Annotated in this window: 18 protein-coding genes and 1 tRNA gene; 6 read left to right on the top strand and 13 right to left on the bottom strand. The window is 58.3% G+C overall.

Going from position 1 to position 19,235, the window contains the following annotated elements; all coding sequences use genetic code 11:
* Positions 1-69: 69 nt before the first annotated feature.
* The 11 genes from tilS to ruvC form a co-directional block, all read right to left on the bottom strand.
* Positions 70-1,311, bottom strand: coding sequence for a tRNA lysidine(34) synthetase TilS (gene tilS / locus KUA11_RS02355; protein ID WP_368040895.1), 1,242 nt, complete (start codon positions 1,309-1,311; stop codon positions 70-72).
* 24 nt (positions 1,312-1,335) lie between these two features.
* The gene (locus tag KUA11_RS02350) at positions 1,336-2,211 is read right to left on the bottom strand and encodes a tol-pal system YbgF family protein (protein ID WP_254454583.1); all 876 of its coding nucleotides are present in this window, start codon (positions 2,209-2,211) and stop codon (positions 1,336-1,338) included.
* 223 nt (positions 2,212-2,434) lie between these two features.
* Positions 2,435-2,914 carry a peptidoglycan-associated lipoprotein Pal gene (gene pal, locus KUA11_RS02345; RefSeq protein WP_166318018.1) on the bottom strand — a complete coding sequence of 160 codons (480 nt, stop codon included), beginning with the start codon at positions 2,912-2,914 and terminating at the stop codon, positions 2,435-2,437.
* A gap of 239 nt (positions 2,915-3,153) precedes the next feature.
* Positions 3,154-4,524: a Tol-Pal system protein TolB gene (gene tolB, locus KUA11_RS02340; protein ID WP_217408728.1), complete on the bottom strand. Its 1,371-nt coding sequence runs from the start codon at positions 4,522-4,524 to the stop codon at positions 3,154-3,156.
* A gap of 26 nt (positions 4,525-4,550) precedes the next feature.
* Positions 4,551-5,594: an energy transducer TonB gene (locus KUA11_RS02335; RefSeq protein ID WP_217408729.1), complete on the bottom strand. Its 1,044-nt coding sequence runs from the start codon at positions 5,592-5,594 to the stop codon at positions 4,551-4,553.
* Positions 5,595-5,696: 102 nt separating this feature from the next.
* Positions 5,697-6,134, bottom strand: coding sequence for a protein TolR (gene tolR, locus KUA11_RS02330; RefSeq protein WP_166318009.1), 438 nt, complete (start codon positions 6,132-6,134; stop codon positions 5,697-5,699).
* Between the two features lie 3 nt (positions 6,135-6,137).
* Positions 6,138-6,857 (bottom strand): protein TolQ, encoded by a 720-nt coding sequence (gene tolQ / locus KUA11_RS02325; RefSeq protein ID WP_217408730.1) that lies wholly within the window; start codon positions 6,855-6,857, stop codon positions 6,138-6,140.
* A gap of 155 nt (positions 6,858-7,012) precedes the next feature.
* Entirely contained in the window at positions 7,013-7,432 is a 420-nt protein-coding gene (gene ybgC, locus KUA11_RS02320) for a tol-pal system-associated acyl-CoA thioesterase (protein WP_166318003.1), read from the bottom strand.
* A 17-nt stretch (positions 7,433-7,449) separates the two neighbouring features.
* Positions 7,450-8,493, bottom strand: coding sequence for a Holliday junction branch migration DNA helicase RuvB (gene ruvB / locus KUA11_RS02315; RefSeq protein ID WP_217408731.1), 1,044 nt, complete (start codon positions 8,491-8,493; stop codon positions 7,450-7,452).
* The gene (ruvA, locus tag KUA11_RS02310) at positions 8,490-9,107 is read right to left on the bottom strand and encodes a Holliday junction branch migration protein RuvA (protein ID WP_217408732.1); all 618 of its coding nucleotides are present in this window, start codon (positions 9,105-9,107) and stop codon (positions 8,490-8,492) included. Before ruvA ends, ruvB begins: the two co-directional genes overlap by 4 nt.
* On the bottom strand, positions 9,107-9,646 hold the full coding sequence (gene ruvC / locus KUA11_RS02305; protein WP_217408733.1) for a crossover junction endodeoxyribonuclease RuvC: 540 nt from the start codon (positions 9,644-9,646) through the stop codon (positions 9,107-9,109). Before ruvC ends, ruvA begins: the two co-directional genes overlap by 1 nt.
* Before the next feature lie 161 nt (positions 9,647-9,807).
* On the opposite strand from ruvC, the gene KUA11_RS02300 reads away from it, so the two are divergent.
* Together KUA11_RS02300 and KUA11_RS02295 are read left to right on the top strand one after the other, a co-directional pair.
* Positions 9,808-10,917, top strand: a complete 1,110-nt coding sequence (locus KUA11_RS02300) for a glycosyltransferase family 2 protein (RefSeq protein WP_217408734.1) — start codon at positions 9,808-9,810, stop codon at positions 10,915-10,917.
* A gap of 63 nt (positions 10,918-10,980) precedes the next feature.
* Positions 10,981-11,994 (top strand): glycosyltransferase family 2 protein, encoded by a 1,014-nt coding sequence (locus KUA11_RS02295; RefSeq protein WP_217408735.1) that lies wholly within the window; start codon positions 10,981-10,983, stop codon positions 11,992-11,994.
* A gap of 52 nt (positions 11,995-12,046) precedes the next feature.
* Here KUA11_RS02295 and KUA11_RS02290 read toward each other — a convergent pair whose 3' ends face one another.
* The gene (locus KUA11_RS02290) at positions 12,047-12,718 is read right to left on the bottom strand and encodes a hypothetical protein (RefSeq protein WP_217408736.1); all 672 of its coding nucleotides are present in this window, start codon (positions 12,716-12,718) and stop codon (positions 12,047-12,049) included.
* A 437-nt stretch (positions 12,719-13,155) separates the two neighbouring features.
* Between KUA11_RS02290 and KUA11_RS02285 the strand changes: the two genes are divergently transcribed.
* A complete protein-coding gene (locus tag KUA11_RS02285) occupies positions 13,156-14,280 on the top strand; it encodes an acyltransferase family protein (RefSeq protein WP_217408737.1) in 1,125 nt (374 codons plus the stop codon).
* Positions 14,281-14,475: 195 nt separating this feature from the next.
* On the opposite strand, the gene KUA11_RS02280 is transcribed toward KUA11_RS02285, so the two are convergent.
* Positions 14,476-14,552: transfer RNA gene (locus KUA11_RS02280), tRNA-Arg, on the bottom strand.
* A 173-nt stretch (positions 14,553-14,725) separates the two neighbouring features.
* Between KUA11_RS02280 and KUA11_RS02275 the strand changes: the two genes are divergently transcribed.
* From KUA11_RS02275 to KUA11_RS02265, 3 genes are all read left to right on the top strand, one after another.
* The gene (locus KUA11_RS02275; protein ID WP_217408738.1) at positions 14,726-16,180 is read left to right on the top strand and encodes an amino acid permease; all 1,455 of its coding nucleotides are present in this window, start codon (positions 14,726-14,728) and stop codon (positions 16,178-16,180) included.
* Between the two features lie 201 nt (positions 16,181-16,381).
* On the top strand, positions 16,382-17,278 hold the full coding sequence (locus KUA11_RS02270) for a fructose bisphosphate aldolase (protein WP_217408739.1): 897 nt from the start codon (positions 16,382-16,384) through the stop codon (positions 17,276-17,278).
* A gap of 170 nt (positions 17,279-17,448) precedes the next feature.
* The gene (locus KUA11_RS02265) at positions 17,449-19,131 is read left to right on the top strand and encodes an alpha-keto acid decarboxylase family protein (protein WP_217408876.1); all 1,683 of its coding nucleotides are present in this window, start codon (positions 17,449-17,451) and stop codon (positions 19,129-19,131) included.
* Positions 19,132-19,235 lie beyond the last annotated feature (104 nt).

Raw genomic sequence — 19,235 nt, 5'->3', positions numbered from 1 at the left:
TTGGGGGCGCACGTCCTGCATGGAAGTGGCGCGGGTATTAAATATGTGTTCATGCGCCCTTGTCCGCCATCAATCCCAGCGCGTTGTCACGGTCACTGGCACAGGCGGAACGAGGTCGAATGTCACGTTTTTCAGACTCTCCTCCTCGCACACCCCCAGATGCGGCACACACACGCGCCGCCCCTCCCGCCATAATGCCGGAAGCGTCGCACAGGCCACTGCGGGCCACCCCCTACGCAACGACCGAGGCAGTCCCCATCCTGCTGCCGCCACAAATAGATCTGACGGTATGGCCCCTGCGCGCAACGTAAACCGCCGATCCCAGCAAACACCATCCCGGGCAGGTAGAGCAGCCTCCATGGCGGCCTCTTCGCGCACCATAAGCCATTCCTCCTCCAATCCCGGCAGAGGACGTGCGCGGAGCAATCTTATCCCCGCTAGGGTTACCGGTCGGTTTGCAGCAATCGCAGCCTCCACCGACGCACGGGAAGGCGCATAGGGACGCGCCCCGATCGTGCGGATAAGGGCCGCCAGCGTAGAAAAAGACGGCAAGATCTCCCCAAGCGCCACCCATCCGGGGAACGGCAAACACCCAGTTGCAGCAAGCCATGCCGCACTCTCTCCGGCCTGCTGCATCCGTCTGATCGCGATTTTTCTGGAAAGTCCGATGGCCTCAGTCCGTGCCTGCTCCGTCAGATTCTGCCTTACCCTTACTCGCTCGGCCTTGCGGTTGGCGTTCGAAGGATCCTCGCACCAGTTGACCCCGGCACGCCTCAATGTAGCACGTAGAGCCATGCGAGAGACTCCCAGCAACGGGCGCACCAGCCGAATATCCGCCAGTTCCGTAATGCGGGCCATACCCGCCAGTCCCAGTCCCTCGCCGCGTCTTTGCCGCATGACAACCGTTTCAGCCTGGTCGTCTTCCTGATGCGCAACGAGAAGATCGACGCACCCTGCTTTCCGGCACGCCGCGATCAGAGCCTCATATCGTGCATCCCGCGCCCGCTTCGCGATTCCGGGGCCAGCTTGCAGGTCTGTCAGTTGCAAGACGCATGTCGTAATCCCGAATCCTTCAAGCGTCTGACGCGCAATTTCAGCTTCACGAGCCGATTCTTCACGCAGGCCATGATCCACCACCAGCGCAAGCAAATGCCTGCGCCAATGGCTGGCCAACCATGCCATCGCGAGGGAATCGCTTCCACCGGACACGGCGAGAGCAACGGGAGGCGCATCCGACGTGTCGGGAAGCCACGGCCCAAGGCCGCGCATGACATCACGAAACTGTTCGGGAGTAACAGGTTGCTCTGTCACCCCGTCACACATCTCCCACACATATCAGGAACAGGACGCCTTCTTGCGAAAGACGCTGGCTGAATGAGACACCTGCTCGCTGGCCGACGGAAACTCCGTCTTCAGCTTGTCCAGCGCCTGACAGGCTGCTTTCTTGTCGCCAAGCGATATCAGAGAAGCGCTCACGCCAAGCAGCGCGAACGGTGCCTTGCTGCCTTTGGGAGAGGAGCGATAGGCATCGTAATAAGCAACAGCGGACTGCCGATACTGCTTCTGGCCCGCAAGGGACTGTCCCAGCAGATACTGACCTTCGACTTTCGTGGCTCCCTTGCCATGCGCAATCGCGGATTCCGCATTCTCCTGCGCGCCAGCGTAATCGCGCTTGAGCAGCGCATCGTGGCCGGCCTTGAGATAATTCGCAGGCGTGCTGGCAGCCGCTTCATCATGAGACGACGAAGAAGACGCCGCGTGTGAAGAAGCTGCCGCAGCAGCAGCGCCTCCAGCGACAGCACCACCGCCATTCTGTGCCGCGAACTGCATGTCGCTCATTTGCTTGGAAAGAGACGCGCTCTTTTCCTTGAGCTGATTGGTCAGATCTTCAATCTGTCCCCGCATTTCACGCTGCTGCTCCTCCAGCGTATTCACACGATCCACAAGCTGAGCGACCAGATCACCACTCGCACCACTTGTCTGGGACGCACCCTGCGCCACGGGAGGCGCCAGAACCGAAGACGAGCCTCCCCCGCTCTGGACCTGAGAAAGCTGCTGCTTCAGATCCATGATCTGATTCTGCAGTTCGATCCCTTCGCGGCTCGTCATCTGGGCGTGTGCCGTCAGAGGAAGCAACCCGAGAAGGGCTGTAGCGGCCAACAGACCGGACATGCGGCGGAAACGACAAAAAGACTGAACGAGTGCTGTCATCACGAGCATTGTGCGGCCTTTAAGCCGTCTCCTCTGGCATTGTTCCGGCCAACAGGATGTCAGCATTGAACTGCATCCATCTGCGATCTCTCGGGTTTAGCCCATCCAGCAAAGGCGTCAAACATGTGAGGGATGAACGCCATCCCACAAAAAGGAAAGGCCGGACGGACGCTTTCGCATCCGTCCGGCCATCAACCTGATGAAACAAGCCGTCCCGAAAAAATTACTGAACCGACGTGATCGCGTTACGGTTCTGGGCCCAGACATCTTCGCCTTCACCCGTCGCCGTCGGACGATCCTTGCCATAAGAGATCGTGGTCATGCGCGAGCTGGTCGTGCCTTTGGCTGCGAGATAATCGCGAGCCGCATTCGCACGACGCTGGCCGAGTGCAAGGTTGTATTCTTCCGTGCCACGATCATCGCAGTTACCGGCGATCTGAACGGAAACCTGCGGATACTTGGCAAGCCAGTCAGACTGCTTGTCCAGAGTCGCTTTCGCATCGCTCGTCAGGCCGCTCTGGTTCAGAGCAAAAAAGACGCGATCGCCAACATTGGCAACCAGATCTGCCTCACTGCCCGGAACCGGACCGCTCGGCTGCACCGCTGCACCTTCGCCTGTCGCGATGCCTGTATTGGGATGATCGTTGGCACAGCCAGCCAGAAGGGCTGCTACGCCGAGTGCACCGAGAAGCTTCAGTCGCATTGTCTTGATCCTGAGATCAGTCCCGCTGTGCGGAACACTGAAAAGTGAATGATACGCGGAAAACAGGCCGGTTTTTCACCACTTCCGGCGACTGGACGAGGTAGCGTCCGGCAACCAGAGGTTACCATCTCGTAAGCCATAACGCCGAAAGAAGGTCAAGCGCCCTCCCTTCGGCAGAAGTGTTTTTCCAATCACAACATTGCAAACCTGCACTGTTGCAGGATCGCGACAGACTGCAATCAGACGTTCAGCGGTGACCATGTCGGGCTGGAACCGCCTTCAGGCGTGGGGATTCCGCGCTCATGGAACCCGGTGATATCGATGGTCCGGATTCCATAGGCAGCCCCACCACTGGCGCTACGGCAGAAGGCCAGCACGCGACCGTTCGGACAAAAACTGGGCGACTCGACAGTGTAGCCCTGCGTCATGATCCGCTCGCCGGTGCCATCCGGATTCATGACACCCAGCGAGAACGCGCCACCCGAGATACGGGTGAACCCGATCAGGTCACCGCGCGGCGACCAGACCGAATCTCCATAATGCCCACTGCCGTAGGACAGACGCCGTGCGTTCCCGCCGCCTGCGCTCATGATATAAAGTTCCGGAGCACCGCCGCGATCAGAGTTGAAGACGATCTGCGATCCATCCGGGCTGAAGCTCGGACTGACGTTAATGGCCCCACCGCTGGAGGTAAGCTGCCGCTTGGCGCCGGAAGCGATATTGACGCTGTAGAGTTCAGACCCGCTGCCACGCGCGACCGGCACCAGCAATGTGTTTCCATCCGGCGAATAATGCGGACCAAGCGGCACGCCGTTGAAATCGCTGATAATATGCTGACGACCCGTAGCAAGATCGAACACATAAATACGCGGCACGGTTGAGCTGTAAGACAGGAACGCGATCTGATCGCGCACCGGACTGAACGCTGGCAGCTTCGTCTGGCTGCTGCTCAGAATGCGGCAGTTCGCCCCATCCTGATCCATGACCGCCAGACGCATGCGCGGCTGGTGAACCGAGCCGGAACGGGAAATAAACCCGATGCGCGTGTCGAAATAGCCCTTCTCACCCAACATCCGCTGGTAGATCACGTCGCCGATGATATGCGCGATGCGGCGCCAGTTGGCTTCACTGGTGGTGTAAGCCGTACCCTGAATCTGCTTGCCCGCCAGAACATCCCACAAACGGAATTCCAGCCGGATGGTGCCACTCCCCGAAGCCGTGCCCGTCACAGCCGCATGTGCGCCCATCGCCTTGTAAGGCGCAAAATCGGGCGTGCCCGACATGGAAGAACCCGGCAACACCTTGAACAGACCGGTGCCCGACAGATCGTTGGTCAGGACTTGGGTGATGTTCTGCCCCACACCGCCGCCAAAGGACGGGATGGCTATGGGGATCGGAGCCGTGCGCGCCTGATCGACCGTAATTTCGGCTGCGGGAGCATCGGCCGCCCGTGCGGCAAGTGGCGCCACCGACAGACCGCCCACCAGTCCGGCACCAGCCACCACGCCGCCTTCCAGCAAGGCGCGACGGTTGAGACGACGCGGAACGTAGGCCTCTGCGAGCGCTTCCGCCGCACGGTCTCCGATGTAATGCTCATGAGTCGAAACCATGGTTCCTGTCCTCTCGGTTGTGTGGCCTATGGCCGGAAGATGAATTTTAACTGATGGGTCTGACCCAGCAGGTTTTTCGGAATCGGCAGCTTGGCGCAGGTGGGACTGAGCACCGCTGCCCGCGCGCGTTCGGCAAGGGCGCGATAGGACGCATCGGAATTCATCCGTGCCTGCGTCTCCGGCGCGAAGCTGACCATGCGGGCCTCGCCAGTCGCGTCCACCGTGACAATCAAATGAGCGACGAAACTGGCGTAATCCTTGGCCGCTGTGTCCTCGGTGTAGCAGCGACGCACGGAAGCCCCGATGGCCTTCTGCTCCCCCGAACTCATCTTGCCCGTAATGTCGCCGTTCGGGGTGCCACCGCCCTTGGGAGATCCTCCGGAATGGGCACTCGCCTCAGACTTGGGGGCATGCGTCTGCTTCGTGTCAGCCCGGAACGAATCCAAGGTTTCCAGAAGCGAATGCGAATCCGCCTGCGTCTTCTTTGCCGGATTGGGCTGCGTGATGTGCGAGGGCACAGGCAGGTCCGGCAGTGTGTCCGTCGGCTGCGGTGACGGCGTCGGAGGTGCCACAACATGCGACGTTTCCAACGGCTTGGAGAGCGACGGAGGCACTTCAGCGTGACTCGGCTGCGCCTTCACCGGTGGCGTGGGCGGGGTCTTTTCCGCATCCGGTGACGGCTCTTCCACTTTGGGCGGAATCGGCGTGTCAGGCAGCGGAGGCGCTTCCTGCGCGGGCGGAGGTGGCACGGGTGGTGGCGGTGGAGGTGGTGGAGGCGTCTCCTCAGGCGGCAACGGCTTGGGCGGTTCCGGCGTTGGCGGAGCCTCAGACTTCTCCGGGGCTGCGGGCGCAGGTTCGCTCGCAGCCTTGTCGGCTTTGGCGGGTGAGCCAGTCTCCCCTGACGCCTCTTCGAACTCCATCTCGACCGGAGGGGGTTCTTTCGGCTCCTCAGGCGGTTTCGGCTGAGGAATGACGATCAGGAACGCCGCCAGCCCAAGAAAATGCAGCATGGCAGACGCTATGGTCGAGCGCCGCATGAGAATTGTTTCGGAACGGCGAGGCCGTACCATGCGAAAGATTCCCGACGTCAGCCAGCACTCCGGCCAGCCGCCATGCGACTGCCGGAGCGCTGGAACAGGAAAGAAGTGAAAAAGCGGATCATCGGGGCGGACTCACTGCCCCGAAGCAGCGGGCTGCTGCGCCAGAAGCGCAACATGCGTAAAGCCACCGGCCGTGATCTGCCCCATCACCTGCATCACCTTGCCGTAGTCGATATGAGCATCGCCGCGCACGAAGATGCGATGCTCCGAATCGTTCTGGGCCGCAGCCTTGAGCTGCTCCACCAGTTGATCGGACGAAACCGGATTGTCCCCAAGATAGATCGAACCGTCCGCCTTGATGGAGACGGTGATCGGCTTGGTGTCGGTGTTCACCGGCTTGGCATCGGTCTTGGGCAGATCGACATTCACGCCGCTCGTCATCATGGGCGATGTGACCATGAAGATGATGAGCAGGACGAGCATCACGTCTACCAACGGCGTGACGTTGATGTCCGACATCGGCCGACGACGCCTGCGCGGACCTCTCCCTCCTCCGAGCGACACGCCCATGACTTACGCCCTTTCCTCGGACTGACGTGACAGGATCGCGGCAAACTCGGTGCCGAAACCTTCCAGGCGGTCCTGAAAATGCGCCAGCGAATTACTGATGACGTTATAGCCAATCACAGCGGGAATGGCGGTCACGAGACCGATGGCGGTCGCGAACAGCGCTTCTGAAATGCCCGGCGCCACAACACTGAGATTGGTGTTGTGCATTGCGGCAATCGAGCTGAACGAATGCATGATACCCCACACGGTGCCGAAGAGACCGATGAACGGCGCAACCGGACCAATGGTGGCCAGAAAGATCATCCAGCGTTCCAGACGGTCCATCTCGCGGGTGATGGTGATCGACATGGCCCTGTCAACGCGCTCCTGCACGCCGCCATGCACGAGATCCACGCCCGGAATCCGCGAAGACCGGCGCCATTCGCCCATAGCTGCGCCAAAAATGGCTGCCATCGGATGAGTGGGCTTGGCACCTTCGCTTTCATATAGATCGTCAAGACTCCCACCGGACCAGAAACGGTCTTCAAAAGCCGTTGCCTGACGCTCCACGCGGCGAAGAGTCACAATCTTGTCGAAGATGATCGCCCACACCCAGATGCTGCACCCGATCAGGCCAAGCATCACCAGCTTGACGACCAGGGACGCCTGCACGAACAGACCCCATAGGGACAAATTCCCGGCCGCCGCCGCGCCGAGATTTGCCGCGTCTACCGCATGATCCAAAAATGCCTCCTGTCCTTGCGGACGTACTTATGTCTCGTCCCAGCGGGACCCTCATCCACCGCAATGGAGGACAGCAACGATCCCGACTCGATCCATCATCGAATCACGCCGCGATCCTTAATGACTTCCCGACCAAAGCAGAAGATGCCTTGAGATCACGACAACCGGTTAACCGCGAGCCGATCGAGAAGAGCACGCCACAAAGGCGGAAATCGGGCAGGACGTCCATCCGTCACACGGATGCAGGCCAGTCGCACATCGACATGCACGCACAGCGTCTCACCTCGAAAAATATCCTGCACCAGCCGACAGCTTGCCCCGCCCTGCTCAGCAAGGTGCGTGCGCACGGTCAGAATATCGTCAAGCCGGGCCGGCACATGGAAATCCATCGACGCCTGCCGCACGACAAAGGCCAACCCATGATCGTTGAGCAATTCGATGGGAGCCATGCCCTGACTGCGGATGGCCTCCGTCCGGGCGCGCTCGGCGAACGCGAGGTAACGAGCGTGATAAACCACTCCTCCAGCATCGGTATCCTCGTAATACACCCGGAAATCGATGCTGTGCGTGATCATCGCCCTGCCCTCCTGCCTCAGTCCTCGGCAAGCAGATCGTACTGCCCACCCTGTGCTGATGGTGGTGGCACAAGCCCGAGGTGACGCCAACCTCGCTCCCCGAGAACACGCCCCCGGCTGGTGCGCAGAACCAGTCCTTCCTGAATGAGATACGGCTCGATCACGTCTTCAAGCGTATCGCGTGCCTCGGCCAAGGCGGCCGCAAGTGTCTCGACACCGACCGGCCCACCATTGTGAAACTCCGCAATCCGTCGCAGATAGCGGCGATCCATTGCATCCAGTCCCAGACTGTCCACTTCCAGACGGGTCAAAGCCGCATCCGCCAGTTCGGCTCCAACAGGTGCGCTGTCTGGATTGCCTACTGACGCAAAATCCCGCACCCGTCGCAAAAGACGCCCAGCGATACGGGGAGTGCCGCGCGAACGCCGCGCGATTTCTCCAGCTCCGGCATCCGTAAGAGCGAAACCCAGCTTGCGCGCGCCGCGTGCGACAATGAGCTGAAGTTCCTCCGGCGTGTAGAAAACGAGTCTCAGCGGAATCCCGAAACGATCCCGCAAAGGTGTGGCGAGCAGACCAGCGCGCGTGGTGGCAGCGACAAGGGTAAACGGCGCGAGATCGATCCGCACGGAACGGGCCGCCGGCCCTTCTCCTATAATAAGATCGAGCTGGAAATCCTCCATGGCCGGATAGAGAATTTCCTCAATGGCCGGCTGAAGGCGATGAATCTCATCGATGAACAGCACATCACGCGGCTGAAGATTGGTCAGAATGGCCGCGAGATCACCGGCGCGCTGGATGACCGGACCAGACGTCGCCCGAAACCCCACCCCCAGTTCACGTGCCACAATCTGCGCCAACGTGGTCTTGCCCAAACCCGGTGGCCCATGCAGCAGGACATGATCCAGAGCCTCGTCACGATTGCGGGCGGCTTCAATGAAAATGGAAAGATTCTCACGACTGGTCTTCTGACCTGTGAAATCGGCAAGAGTCTGCGGCCGCAACGCACCTTCGCCAAGATCCTCCTCCATGCGGGCAGGATCGAGCGCCCCACGCTCCGTCATTGGGCCAATTCCTTCAGCGCATCGCGGATGATGACATCAAGAGAAGCTGCCTTCCCCGCATCAGCGATCAGACGCGACACCACAGGCCAAGCCTCCGCGCGCCGGAACCCCAACCCGGCAAGCGCCAGAAGAGCATCCCCCTCGATGGATCCTGCCGAATCAGCCGAGGCAATGATAGCCGCAGCAGCCGTGCCACTCCCTCCGCCCGGCATTTTTGCGGCCCTGTCGCGCAGTTCGGTCAACAACCGGTCGGCCAGCCGCGCCCCCACACCGGGCGCACGCGTAAGACTCGCCTTGTCTCCACTTGCGACTGCCGCGATCAACTCTCCAGGCGACAAGGTGGACAGTAAGCCAAGAGCCACTTTCGCCCCAACGCCCTGAATGGAAGTGAGCACCCGAAACCATTCCCGCTCGGCTCCATCCGCAAAGCCGTAAAGGAGAATTGCGTCCTCGCGCACCACGGTTTCCACGAGAACGCGCGCAAGCTCCGGTGGCTGCGGCAATGCGGAAAGCGTGCGTGTGGAAGCCTGAACCAGATATCCCACGCCATTCACGTCGATGACGCAGCGATCCGCCTCGACCTGCGCCAGCAACCCGGCAAGAGAGGCAATCATCAGCGCCCTCCCCGTGCACGAGCGGAAGCGCTACGCTGCCCCTGCGCCACGCGAAGCGTGCTGGCGCGGTGATGGGCATGGCAGATGACAACCGCCAGCGCATCGGAAGCGTCCGCTCGAGAGATTGTCGCGGTGGGCAGCAGACGACGGACCATCATCTCGACCTGATCTTTCGTGGCCGCTCCCGTTCCCACGACCGCGCGTTTGACAGCCATCGCGCCATATTCCGCGACGGTGAGGTTTTCCAACGCGGGAGCAAGCAAAGCCACGCCACGGGCATATCCCAGTTTCAGCGTGGAAGAGCCGTTGCGGTTTACATAGGTCTCCTCAACAGCGGCCTCCGTAGGCTTGTGAGTCTGGATGAGAGCCGTCAGCGCATCGTACAAAGCGCACAGACGAGCGGGAACCGGCTCGTCTCCATCGGTCGCAATCACGCCGTCCGCCACATGCATCAGACGATTTCCCTCTACGTCGATGACCCCCCAGCCAGTAAAGCGAAGGCCAGGGTCGATACCAATCAGGCGGGTGCGTTCGATCATGTTTCGTTCTTACCTGCTGGATGTTGGAAGCGCCAGAGGCGTGGGCCCGCACCCACACTATCCGCAGCCCGAACTCCGAAAGATCACTTTAACCCAATCGTGCTAGAGGCTCTCGAAACGCGTATTCTTCATGTCCGCGAAAACAGGAGACCGACAGACCTATGGCACGTGTCCGATGTCTGATGATGCAGCGCGACGAACCCCTGCTGCTGGAAGCATGGTTCCGTCATCACGGCTATCTGTTCGGTTTCGAGAATCTGACTGTTTTCGACAACGGGTCCATCGATCCCGCGATTCCGGGCATTCTCGACACCTATGAGCGCGCAGGCGCGACAATCCACCGTGGTCATGATCGCCCTGATGATTTCATTGGCCGGGCCCAGCACTTCGAAAATGTGATCCGTCATTGGGATGCCGAGGGAGATTACGATTTCGCCCTGATGCTCAATTGCGATGATTTTCTCGCAACGTTCACAGATGCGGGCCTTTCCTGCGCACGCAGCGCCATCGACAAGGCATTCGACGCTTTTCTTGGCGAAAAGAGCACTCTTGTCATGCCGACAAGTCTGATGAACGTTCCGGAACGACCAGGTTGTTTCATGCTGGAGGATCGCCGCAGGAATTTTATTGCCGCAGGAACGCTGGGGCACATCGATCAGGGACTGGCTGGCACAATGTCGGGCAAATCCGAAGAATGGTGTGATACGCCCTTCACCTGCCTGCACATGAGCAACCGGCCCATCGAAGCAAGAGCCGAACAGGCACGTCAACGCCTTGGAGTGGCCGAAAAAGCGCCTGCCGATTCCCGTCGCACGCTTGCCCAACTCGATCCTTATGCACGTGAAAACCGGCATCTCACGATGACGGCTGCTCGTCAGCTTGCCGCTTTTTCAAAGGGCGTGTTTGTCCAGTTCCCTGCTTTTGTCGCCCAGCTTCGCGCACTCGGAATTACCACGCCTTTTCTGGTGGGCGATGCGGCACTCCCTACAGAGTCCACATTCGGTTTGTGGCAAGTGGCTCCACGCCGAAAAGACCGGTTCACGCCCTTCGATGGAAACATCTACACAGAGCATAATCCTGATGTTGCGGCTGTCGGCACGCCTCCTCTGCGTCATTATCTCAGTCACGGACATGCTGAAGGACGCCGAGTACGGACAGCGGAAGACGAAGAAACCTTCACCCCACTTGTTTCCGCAGAACTTCAGTCAAGCACCCAGCCCAAGCCAGCTCGCAAGCTACGCAATACCTTGAAAACACGCGCTAAGAACTAAGGCGGGAGCAACTCAACAATAGGAAAGATAGAGCCGGTATCTATGGCGCGTGTCAGATGCATCATGATGCAGCGCGATGAGCATCTTCTCCTCGACGCATGGGTTCGTCACTATGCCTATCTGTTCGGATTTGAAAATCTCCTGATATTCGACAATGGCTCCACCGATCCGGCTGTTCTGGATACTCTCACACAGTATGAAACCGCTGGGGTTTCCGTTCTGCGGGAACACAACCGGATTGAAGACTTTCACGGAAAAAACGATCATTTCCGCAATGTGATTTCCAATTGGGACGCTCGAGGAGATTACGACTTTGTTCTTCCATTGGACTGCGATGAATTCTTGGGCGTTTGCACAAAGACCGGCGCAAGCTTTTCCCGGTCAGCTATTCACGCACATTTCAATGCTTTGCTGGGAGAGCGTCGCGCGTTGAAAATATCTCCCTGCCTTTTCAATATACCCGATATTCCCGCCGGGTTTCGCGCATGTCATTTCACCAAGACTTTTGTCGCAGCACGAACCTTGCAGACACTCGATCATGGTTTTCATGCCGCCACTTCACACGCAGAGACCGGCTGGCGGGAAACCGATTTTGTCTACATACACATGCACAACAAGCCTTTTGCGCTGCTCTGCGAACATGCGCGACGTAAACTGGCCTATTATGTTGACGTAACAGATCATAAGGCTCTGAGCACATATCGTGGACCAGGCCACCATCTCGCTCCCTACCTCCTGACAGATGAACAAACATGGCAGGAGAAGCTCAGGAAGGAGCACCTTTTCGGCATTCCGTCGTTCATTACGCACATGCAGGCGCTTGGAATTCGGTCTGCCTATTTTGGATGCGACAAACCCGCTTCCCATTCAGGAGATACAGTTCACCTGCTTGATATTGGTTCCAATGGATATATCCACGAAGAGATTTTCGATCCGCAGAAATGGCGACAAAACCATCCGGACTCACCGGATACATTCAAAGCCTGCCTGAAATTCCGCTCATGCAGACAGGGGTTTTCGTCTTTATTCTCTAAACCGCTCTGGAAACATCAGAAAAACGGTCTTCTAGGGACATGAACTTTCTCGTGCGTCAAAGGAAGGGAAGCGCTACTTCCCTTCCCTCCTGTCATCAGGGAGCAGGTGTTGCTGGCGATGAAGGAACACCACTGCCCGCAGCACCATCATGAACCACCACTGACGGCGTAGCTTCCCGGTTCAGGACAATGAACGATACGGCCTCCATCGTGGTGACATCCACGTTGTCGTTCGGCTTGAGCTGAGCCAGCAGAGGCAGAAAAACCTGCCGATGCACAACAACATCCCGTGTCGTTCCAGATGGATCCTGAACCGTCACCCTATTGTGGGGAAGATCCACAGCCACGACGCGGTCGCGCTTGCGTCGGAACGAAACGAGCATCCCGCGAGGATGACGATTGACATAGCTACGCGCGGTTGAAACCGTCGATTCAGGCGCTTCAGACCCCGGAGCCGCCAGTGCCGCATCCAATGTTTTCACAACATGCATGCGCACACGATCCCCCGGCTGAAGATGAGGTAGCGCATGCGCCTTGCGGGGGACGTCGATTGTAAACAGATCGCCGTCGACATCGCGCAACAGCACCTCTCCATTGCTGGCATCGATGGTCTCAACGGTCGCTGTCGTGGTTTCGGTGGTCGTAATCACACCTTGAGCCCGCGCATCCTCCATAATGGGAAGCGGCGTCATTCCGGCAAGCGCCAGGAAGACAAACAGGGAACTAGACGCAGGCGCCATCCGCCGGAACGAACTTCTGATCTTCATGGTTTCCGTCAAACTCATCGTGGTACAGATGGCGGGACGTTACAGCCTCCACCACATAAGCGCCATTCTTGTTTCTCGCAGGCGAGTTTCCCGATCCATGCAAGGACCCTTCCAACCTGTTTGAACATTACCTGTAGTCGAAGAGTCCTGGCCGAAAATCCAGGCTCCTGTTGATGAATACAGCAGCAATCGGCCCATTTCTCTATAACTAAATTATCACGTCGGCTCATTTTTTGGACGCTCCAACTACATCCTCGTCATTCTATATAAAGAGAATAACGGCCCCCACTTCAGCAATGCATTGAATGGATGCTTTTCTTTTTTGGCCTCTGACATATTTTGAAATAAATAACGAAAGCCAAAAACTTAAAAAGTTCCCCTTTGACGTAAATTTAACGATATGAGATTTTAACAAAAGTGAACTACGTCGAGATGTCATGCAATCTGGCCAAGAAATACGTGCTCTGACCGGTCTTCGAGGACTGGCCGCCTGTCTGGTGGTTCTCTACCATCAGGTCGAAGCGGGATCATTGCCCACTCTGCCATTGATTGGTCCTGTCGTTGCTCGCGGCTATCTCTCTGTCGATGTATTCTTTGTGTTGAGCGGCTTTGTGATGGGGTTATCCTCCACCCATCTATTCACAAAACGGCCGCTACAGGAAGCATACGCTGTCTTTCTTCTGCGACGAATGGCCCGCATTTATCCTCTCTATTTTTTTGTACTGATATTGGCGACCATTCAGGAGGTCCGTCATAACCTTCAGCACCATCAAGATATTGGCTGGCTGCAGACAAAATTACCCATAAACCTTTTTCCAGTACACGGACTGGGAATCGGAGAGCGCATTGTCGACACATCATGGTCTATTGGCGCCGAGTTTGCCGCCTATCTCGTCTTCCCGCTCCTGCTATGGCTGACGCTGGAAAAACGACGTGTCATGCTGTCGGTTATTCTTGCTGCCAGCGCGCTTATTGCGGCTGCCTATTACCCCACGTCTTTCCCTAAAAGCGGTCCGCTGGATGTATATTGGGTCGGCTCCCTCTGGCCAGCCATTCGGTGCCTTGCGGAGTTTACGCTCGGCCTGATCACATGCCGATCCGCACTTCGACTGCGTCCATTTTTCAGCCAGCCACTACCGGCTTTTGCCGTTCTGGCGGCTCTTGTGATCCTGTCCTTCATGACAGGTACCGATATCGCATTTGTCCTGTTTATCCCGCCATTCCTCCTTACTCTTCTCTCGCAGGACCGTTTCGCTGCGCGCATGCTCAGTTCTTCTCCACTCCTGTTTCTCGGGGAAGTCTCGTTTGCAGTCTATCTGTGCCATAAACTGCTTATGCCATTGCATGACGCCCTTCTGGCGCGGCTGCAGCCATCGTTCATGCCTGCATCGGCACAGATCGCATCCGAAATCCTATTCTGGTGCGCCTTGCTCGGGGCAGCATGGCTTTGTCATCGATTGATTGAGGTTCCGGGGCGGCGACAACTCCGTCGCTTCGAAAGCCGTCTCACGACCTCGAAGAACACCGCACCCGTCGCAACCAAGATTTCTCTCTCAAATTAATGGACGCAGCCGCACCAAAAAGTAACTACGATTTGGCTGCACCCACAAAGCTATTCATCACAATGGCAAAACCGCAACTAAGATAGATAGCTACAGCACATAGTGCCGCCAGAGACGAAATCAGGGATCGATAAATTACGCTGGCTGTCTAATAGCCGGCGAGAACGGCGTTATTCTGCGATTTCTCGATAATACTGGCGGACCCGAAAGGATTCGAACCTTCGACCTTCGCCTTCGGAGGGCGACGCTCTATCCAGCTGAGCTACGGGTCCATACCATTGTCTATGTAACCCAGAGCCATTCCCCTGCCAAGGGTGCCTTGGTCGGCCAATGAAAAAAGTTCACGAATAAACCTTTACCTAGCTGCCACTCGACACCGTTTCGGTATCGTTTCATTCTCTTCCTCCAGAATGATCTCCATCGAACCAAATAGGTCGAACCGTCTATGACCAACTCCCCCTCCCTGTCTTCCGAAGGCTACAAAAAGAATCTTGGCCGTCGCCAGATCCAGATGATCGCCGTCGGAGGTGCCATCGGAACGGGTCTTTTCCTTGGAGCCGGAAGCCGACTGGAGAGCGGCGGCCCTTCACTCGCTCTCGTTTACGCCGTCTGCGGCTTTTTCGGCTTCCTCATCCTCCGCGCGCTGGGTGAACTGGTTATGCACCGCCCCAGCAGCGGCAGCTTTGTGTCTTACGCTCAGGAGTTTCTCGGAGAAAAAGCCGCTTATGTCGCGGGCTGGACCTCATTCCTCAACTGGGTGATGACCGGCATCGCTGACATTACGGCCGTCGCCCTCTACATGCAGTTCTGGAGCAGTTTCTCATCTGTTCCACAGTGGGTTTTCGCCTTGCTCGCCCTGTGTCTCGTCACCGGCATGAACCTGCTGGGTGTGAAATATTTCGGCGAAATGGAGTTCTGGTTCTCCCTCATCAAAGTCGTAGCGCTCGTTCTGTTTCTTGTCGTCGGCACCATTATTCTGGCTTCAGGCATGCCTGTGGGCGGTCATGACACCGGCTTTCATCTCATTACGGAGAACGGTGGCTTTTTTCCTCATGGACTATTTGCAGCGCTTGCACTGACACAGGGCGTGGTCTTCGCCTATTCAGGCATCGAGCTCATAGGAACCGCCGCAGGCGAATGTGCAGATGCCCGGACCGTCATTCCACGCGCCATCAACAGCGTCATCTGGCGTATTGCCATCTTCTATGTCGGCTCTGTCGTCCTTCTGGTGTGTCTTCTGCCATGGAAAGCCTATCATGCGGGCACCAGCCCCTTCGTCACATTCTTCAACGCGCTTGGCGTGCCTTACGCCGACAGCGTGATGAATCTGGTTGTGTTGACCGCTGCTCTCTCCAGCCTCAACTCCGGTCTTTATTCCACCAGTCGTGTCATGCGGGCCATGGCGCTGGGGGGCGCCGCCCCCTCCTTTCTGGCCGCCATGAATCGGCAGTCCGTGCCCTATGGCGGAATATTGCTGACCGTCTCGCTCTATCTTGTTGGCGTTGCCCTCAACTACGTCGTGCCACAGCAAGTCTTCGAAATTGGAATCAGCTTCGCCGCCATCGGCATCATCGTCACCTGGAGCATGATCCTGCTCAGTCAGATAGCGTATCGCCGCGCAGTCGGTCGCGGCGAACTACCGCCTCCGACGTTCCGTATGCCGGGCGCGCCCTTCACATCGTGGCTGACATTGGCCTTCCTCGCGGGCGTGGTCGTCCTGATGGCCTTTGACTATCCAGCGGGCACATGGACCGTCGGCGCCACACCCGTCATCATGCTGCTGCTGGTCATCGGCTGGTATCGTATCCCCAAAAAGCCCCCCATGCTCATGCCCGAAACGGTCCCTTCGGCCGAACTGACGGACCGGGTGCTTCCGTCACGGACTGCCTCCTCCAAATGAGAAAAATCGCCTTATAGTTTTCATATCCCGGATGCAGGACAGAGGTGGCGAAGCGCCTTCGGTCGTGTAATTGTGTCGCGGCTTGAACCGGACCAGACAGACCAGTGCGCTTCGCTCGGGGCACGGGAGCATGGTTGGGGATCGGCTTAGCGTGCAGTCCCAGGCACGCATCACGTGTTGAGAAAAAAGGGATCGAGAAGAATGTCCAACGACCGGATGAAAAGCCAGATGTCCACGAAAGCGGGGTTCATCGCCGCCCTCGACCAGAGCGGTGGATCCACTCCCGGCGCGCTCAAGGCCTATGGTATTCCCGAGACGGCCTATTCCAACGATGAGGAAATGTTCCGCCTCATCCATGAGATGCGCGTGCGCATTATTACGGCCCCCAGCTTTACGGGCGAGAAGGTCATCGGCGCGATTCTGTTCGAACGCACGATGGATGGAGAGGCCAACGGCAAACCCGTCCCCACCTATCTGTGGGAAGAGCGTGGCGTGGTGCCCTTCCTCAAGATCGACAAGGGCCTTGAGGACGAGGCGAAAGGCGTGCGCCTGATGAAGCCGATTCCGGGACTGGACACGCTGCTGGCCCGTGCGGTGAAGCTGGGCGTCTATGGTACGAAGGAACGCTCCGTCATCAACCTGCCGGATCGCGAGGGCATCGCCGCCGTTGTGAAACAGCAGTATGAACTCGCCCATCAGGTCGCTTCCCACGGACTTGTGCCCATCATCGAACCGGAAGTGCTGGTAAAAAGCCCGGACAAAAAGGGCGCCGAAGCCATCCTGCATGACGAACTCGTCAAGGCGACCAACGCCATGCCGGGCGATTACAAGATCATGCTCAAGGTCACGATTCCTGAGCAGGCCGATCTTTACGCCGATCTCGTGAAACACCCGCGTGTCGAGCGTGTTGTGGCTCTCTCAGGCGGTTATCCACTGGATGAGGCGTGTGAGCGCCTGAAGAAGAACCATGGCATGATCGCCAGCTTCTCACGTGCGCTGCTTGGCGGCCTTCAGCACGGCATGTCGGACGCGGAGTTCGATGCGACCCTCTCCAAGACCATCGACAAGATCTACGACGCTTCCGTCAACAAAATCTGAACGCAACGACAGCACACCGATCCATATCGACAAGATATGGATCGGTGTGTTTCCATATAGTGGTTATCGCAACGGGCAGGCGTCACACTCCCTCCACGCACAGAGTCGGCTGATCGTGTCGGCCCTACTCTCTGGAGGAACTGCATATGCTCAAGACATTCGATTACAAAATGCCCAAGACCTACACTGTCGGTCATTACCTGTCCGAACGTCTGGGTCAGATTGGTTTGAAAGATCATTTCGCTGTCGCGGGCGACTTTAACCTCGTCCTGCTTGACCAGCTTCTTGAAGAAGGCTCCACCAAGCAGCTTTATAGCTGCAACGAACTGAACTGCGGCTACACGGCTGAAGGCTATGCCCGTGCCAATGGCGCTGCGGCCATGATCGTGACGTTCAACGTCGGTGCGCTGTCGGCCATCAACGCCATCGGCTCCGCCTATGCCGAGAGCCTGCCGGTGATTTTCGTCTCCGGCGGTCCCAACACCAACGATCAGGGCTCCGGCCACATCCTGCACCACACGATCGGCAACTCGAACTACGGCTATCAGGCCGAGATGTTCCGCCACGTCACGTGCGCCACGGAAGTGATCCTGTCCGCAGAGAACGCTCCGGCCCAGATCGACAACGCCATCCGCACGGCGCTGCGCACCCGCAAGCCCTGCTACATCGAGATCCCCTGCAACCTTGCCGGCGCCGAGTGTGTGCGTCCCGGTCCTGTGGGCAGCCTTCTGGCTGAGACGACCCCCGACAAGGTCAGCCTCGATGCCGCTGTCAAAGCTGCATGCGACTTCATTGAGACCCGCAAAAACCTTGTCATTCTCGTTGGTAGCCGCGTGCGCACACTGGGTTCGCTGGAGCCGATCGTGGCTCTTGCTGATCGCATCGGTTGCGCCGTGACCGTGATGGGTGCCGCCAAGAGCTTCTTCCCCGAGACGCACAAGGCATTCCGCGGCGTTTACTGGGGCGAAGTCAGCTCTCCGGGCGCACAGGAACTGGTCGAGAAGGCCGATGGCGTGATCTGTCTTGCCCCGATCTTCAATGACTACGCAACGGTCGGCTGGCAGTCCAAGCCGCCTGCGTCACAGGCCCTGATCGCCGATCTGGCCGAGGTCACGGTCGATGGCAAAAGCTTCGCCGGGTTCCATCTTGGTGCGTTCCTCGCCGCGCTGTCCGAGAAGGCTCCGAGCCGTCCGGCCACGGTCGAAAACACGAAATACACGCCGGTTGCCATTCCCTCCTCCGCACCGGGCGTGCCGCTGACCAACGATGAAATGGCACGTCAGATCAATGCGCTGGTCGATGGCAAGACCACAATCACGGCCGAGACGGGCGACAGCTGGTTCAACGCCATCCGCATGCATCTGCCCGAAGGCGCGCGCGTCGAGACGGAAATGCAGTGGGGTTCCATCGGCTGGTCCGTGCCGGCGGCCTTGGGCAATGCCATTGGCTCACCGGATCGCCAGCACATCCTCATGGTGGGTGATGGCTCCTTCCAGCTGACGGCTCAGGAAGTCGGCCAGATGATCCGCTACGAAGTGCCGGTCATCGTGTTCCTTGTGAACAACCGTGGTTATGTCATCGAGATCAAGATTCACGACGGCAATTACAACTACATCAAGAACTGGGACTACGCTGGTCTCATCAAGGCGTTCAACGCCGAGGACGGTCAGGGTCTGGGCCTCCATGCTCGCACGGGTGCGGAACTGGCCGATGCCATCGAGAAGGCCAAGGCCAACAAGAAAGGCCCGACCTTCATCGAGTGTCATATCGCCACCGAGGACTGCACCGACACGCTCGTCCAGTGGGGCAAGAAAGTGGCCGCGGCCAACAGCCGCCCGCCGCAGAAGAACTGAGATTTCTCAGACTTCGTGTTTGCGCCCGCCCCGGCCATTGCCGGGGCGGTGTCGTATGAAATGATGTGTTTCACCCACATGTGTCCTTCAGGTCACATGAACAT

This window comes from Acetobacter estunensis, assembly GCF_019083805.1.
Taxonomy (GTDB): domain Bacteria; phylum Pseudomonadota; class Alphaproteobacteria; order Acetobacterales; family Acetobacteraceae; genus Acetobacter; species Acetobacter estunensis_A.
This window is presented reverse-complemented; position numbering and strand designations above follow the sequence as displayed.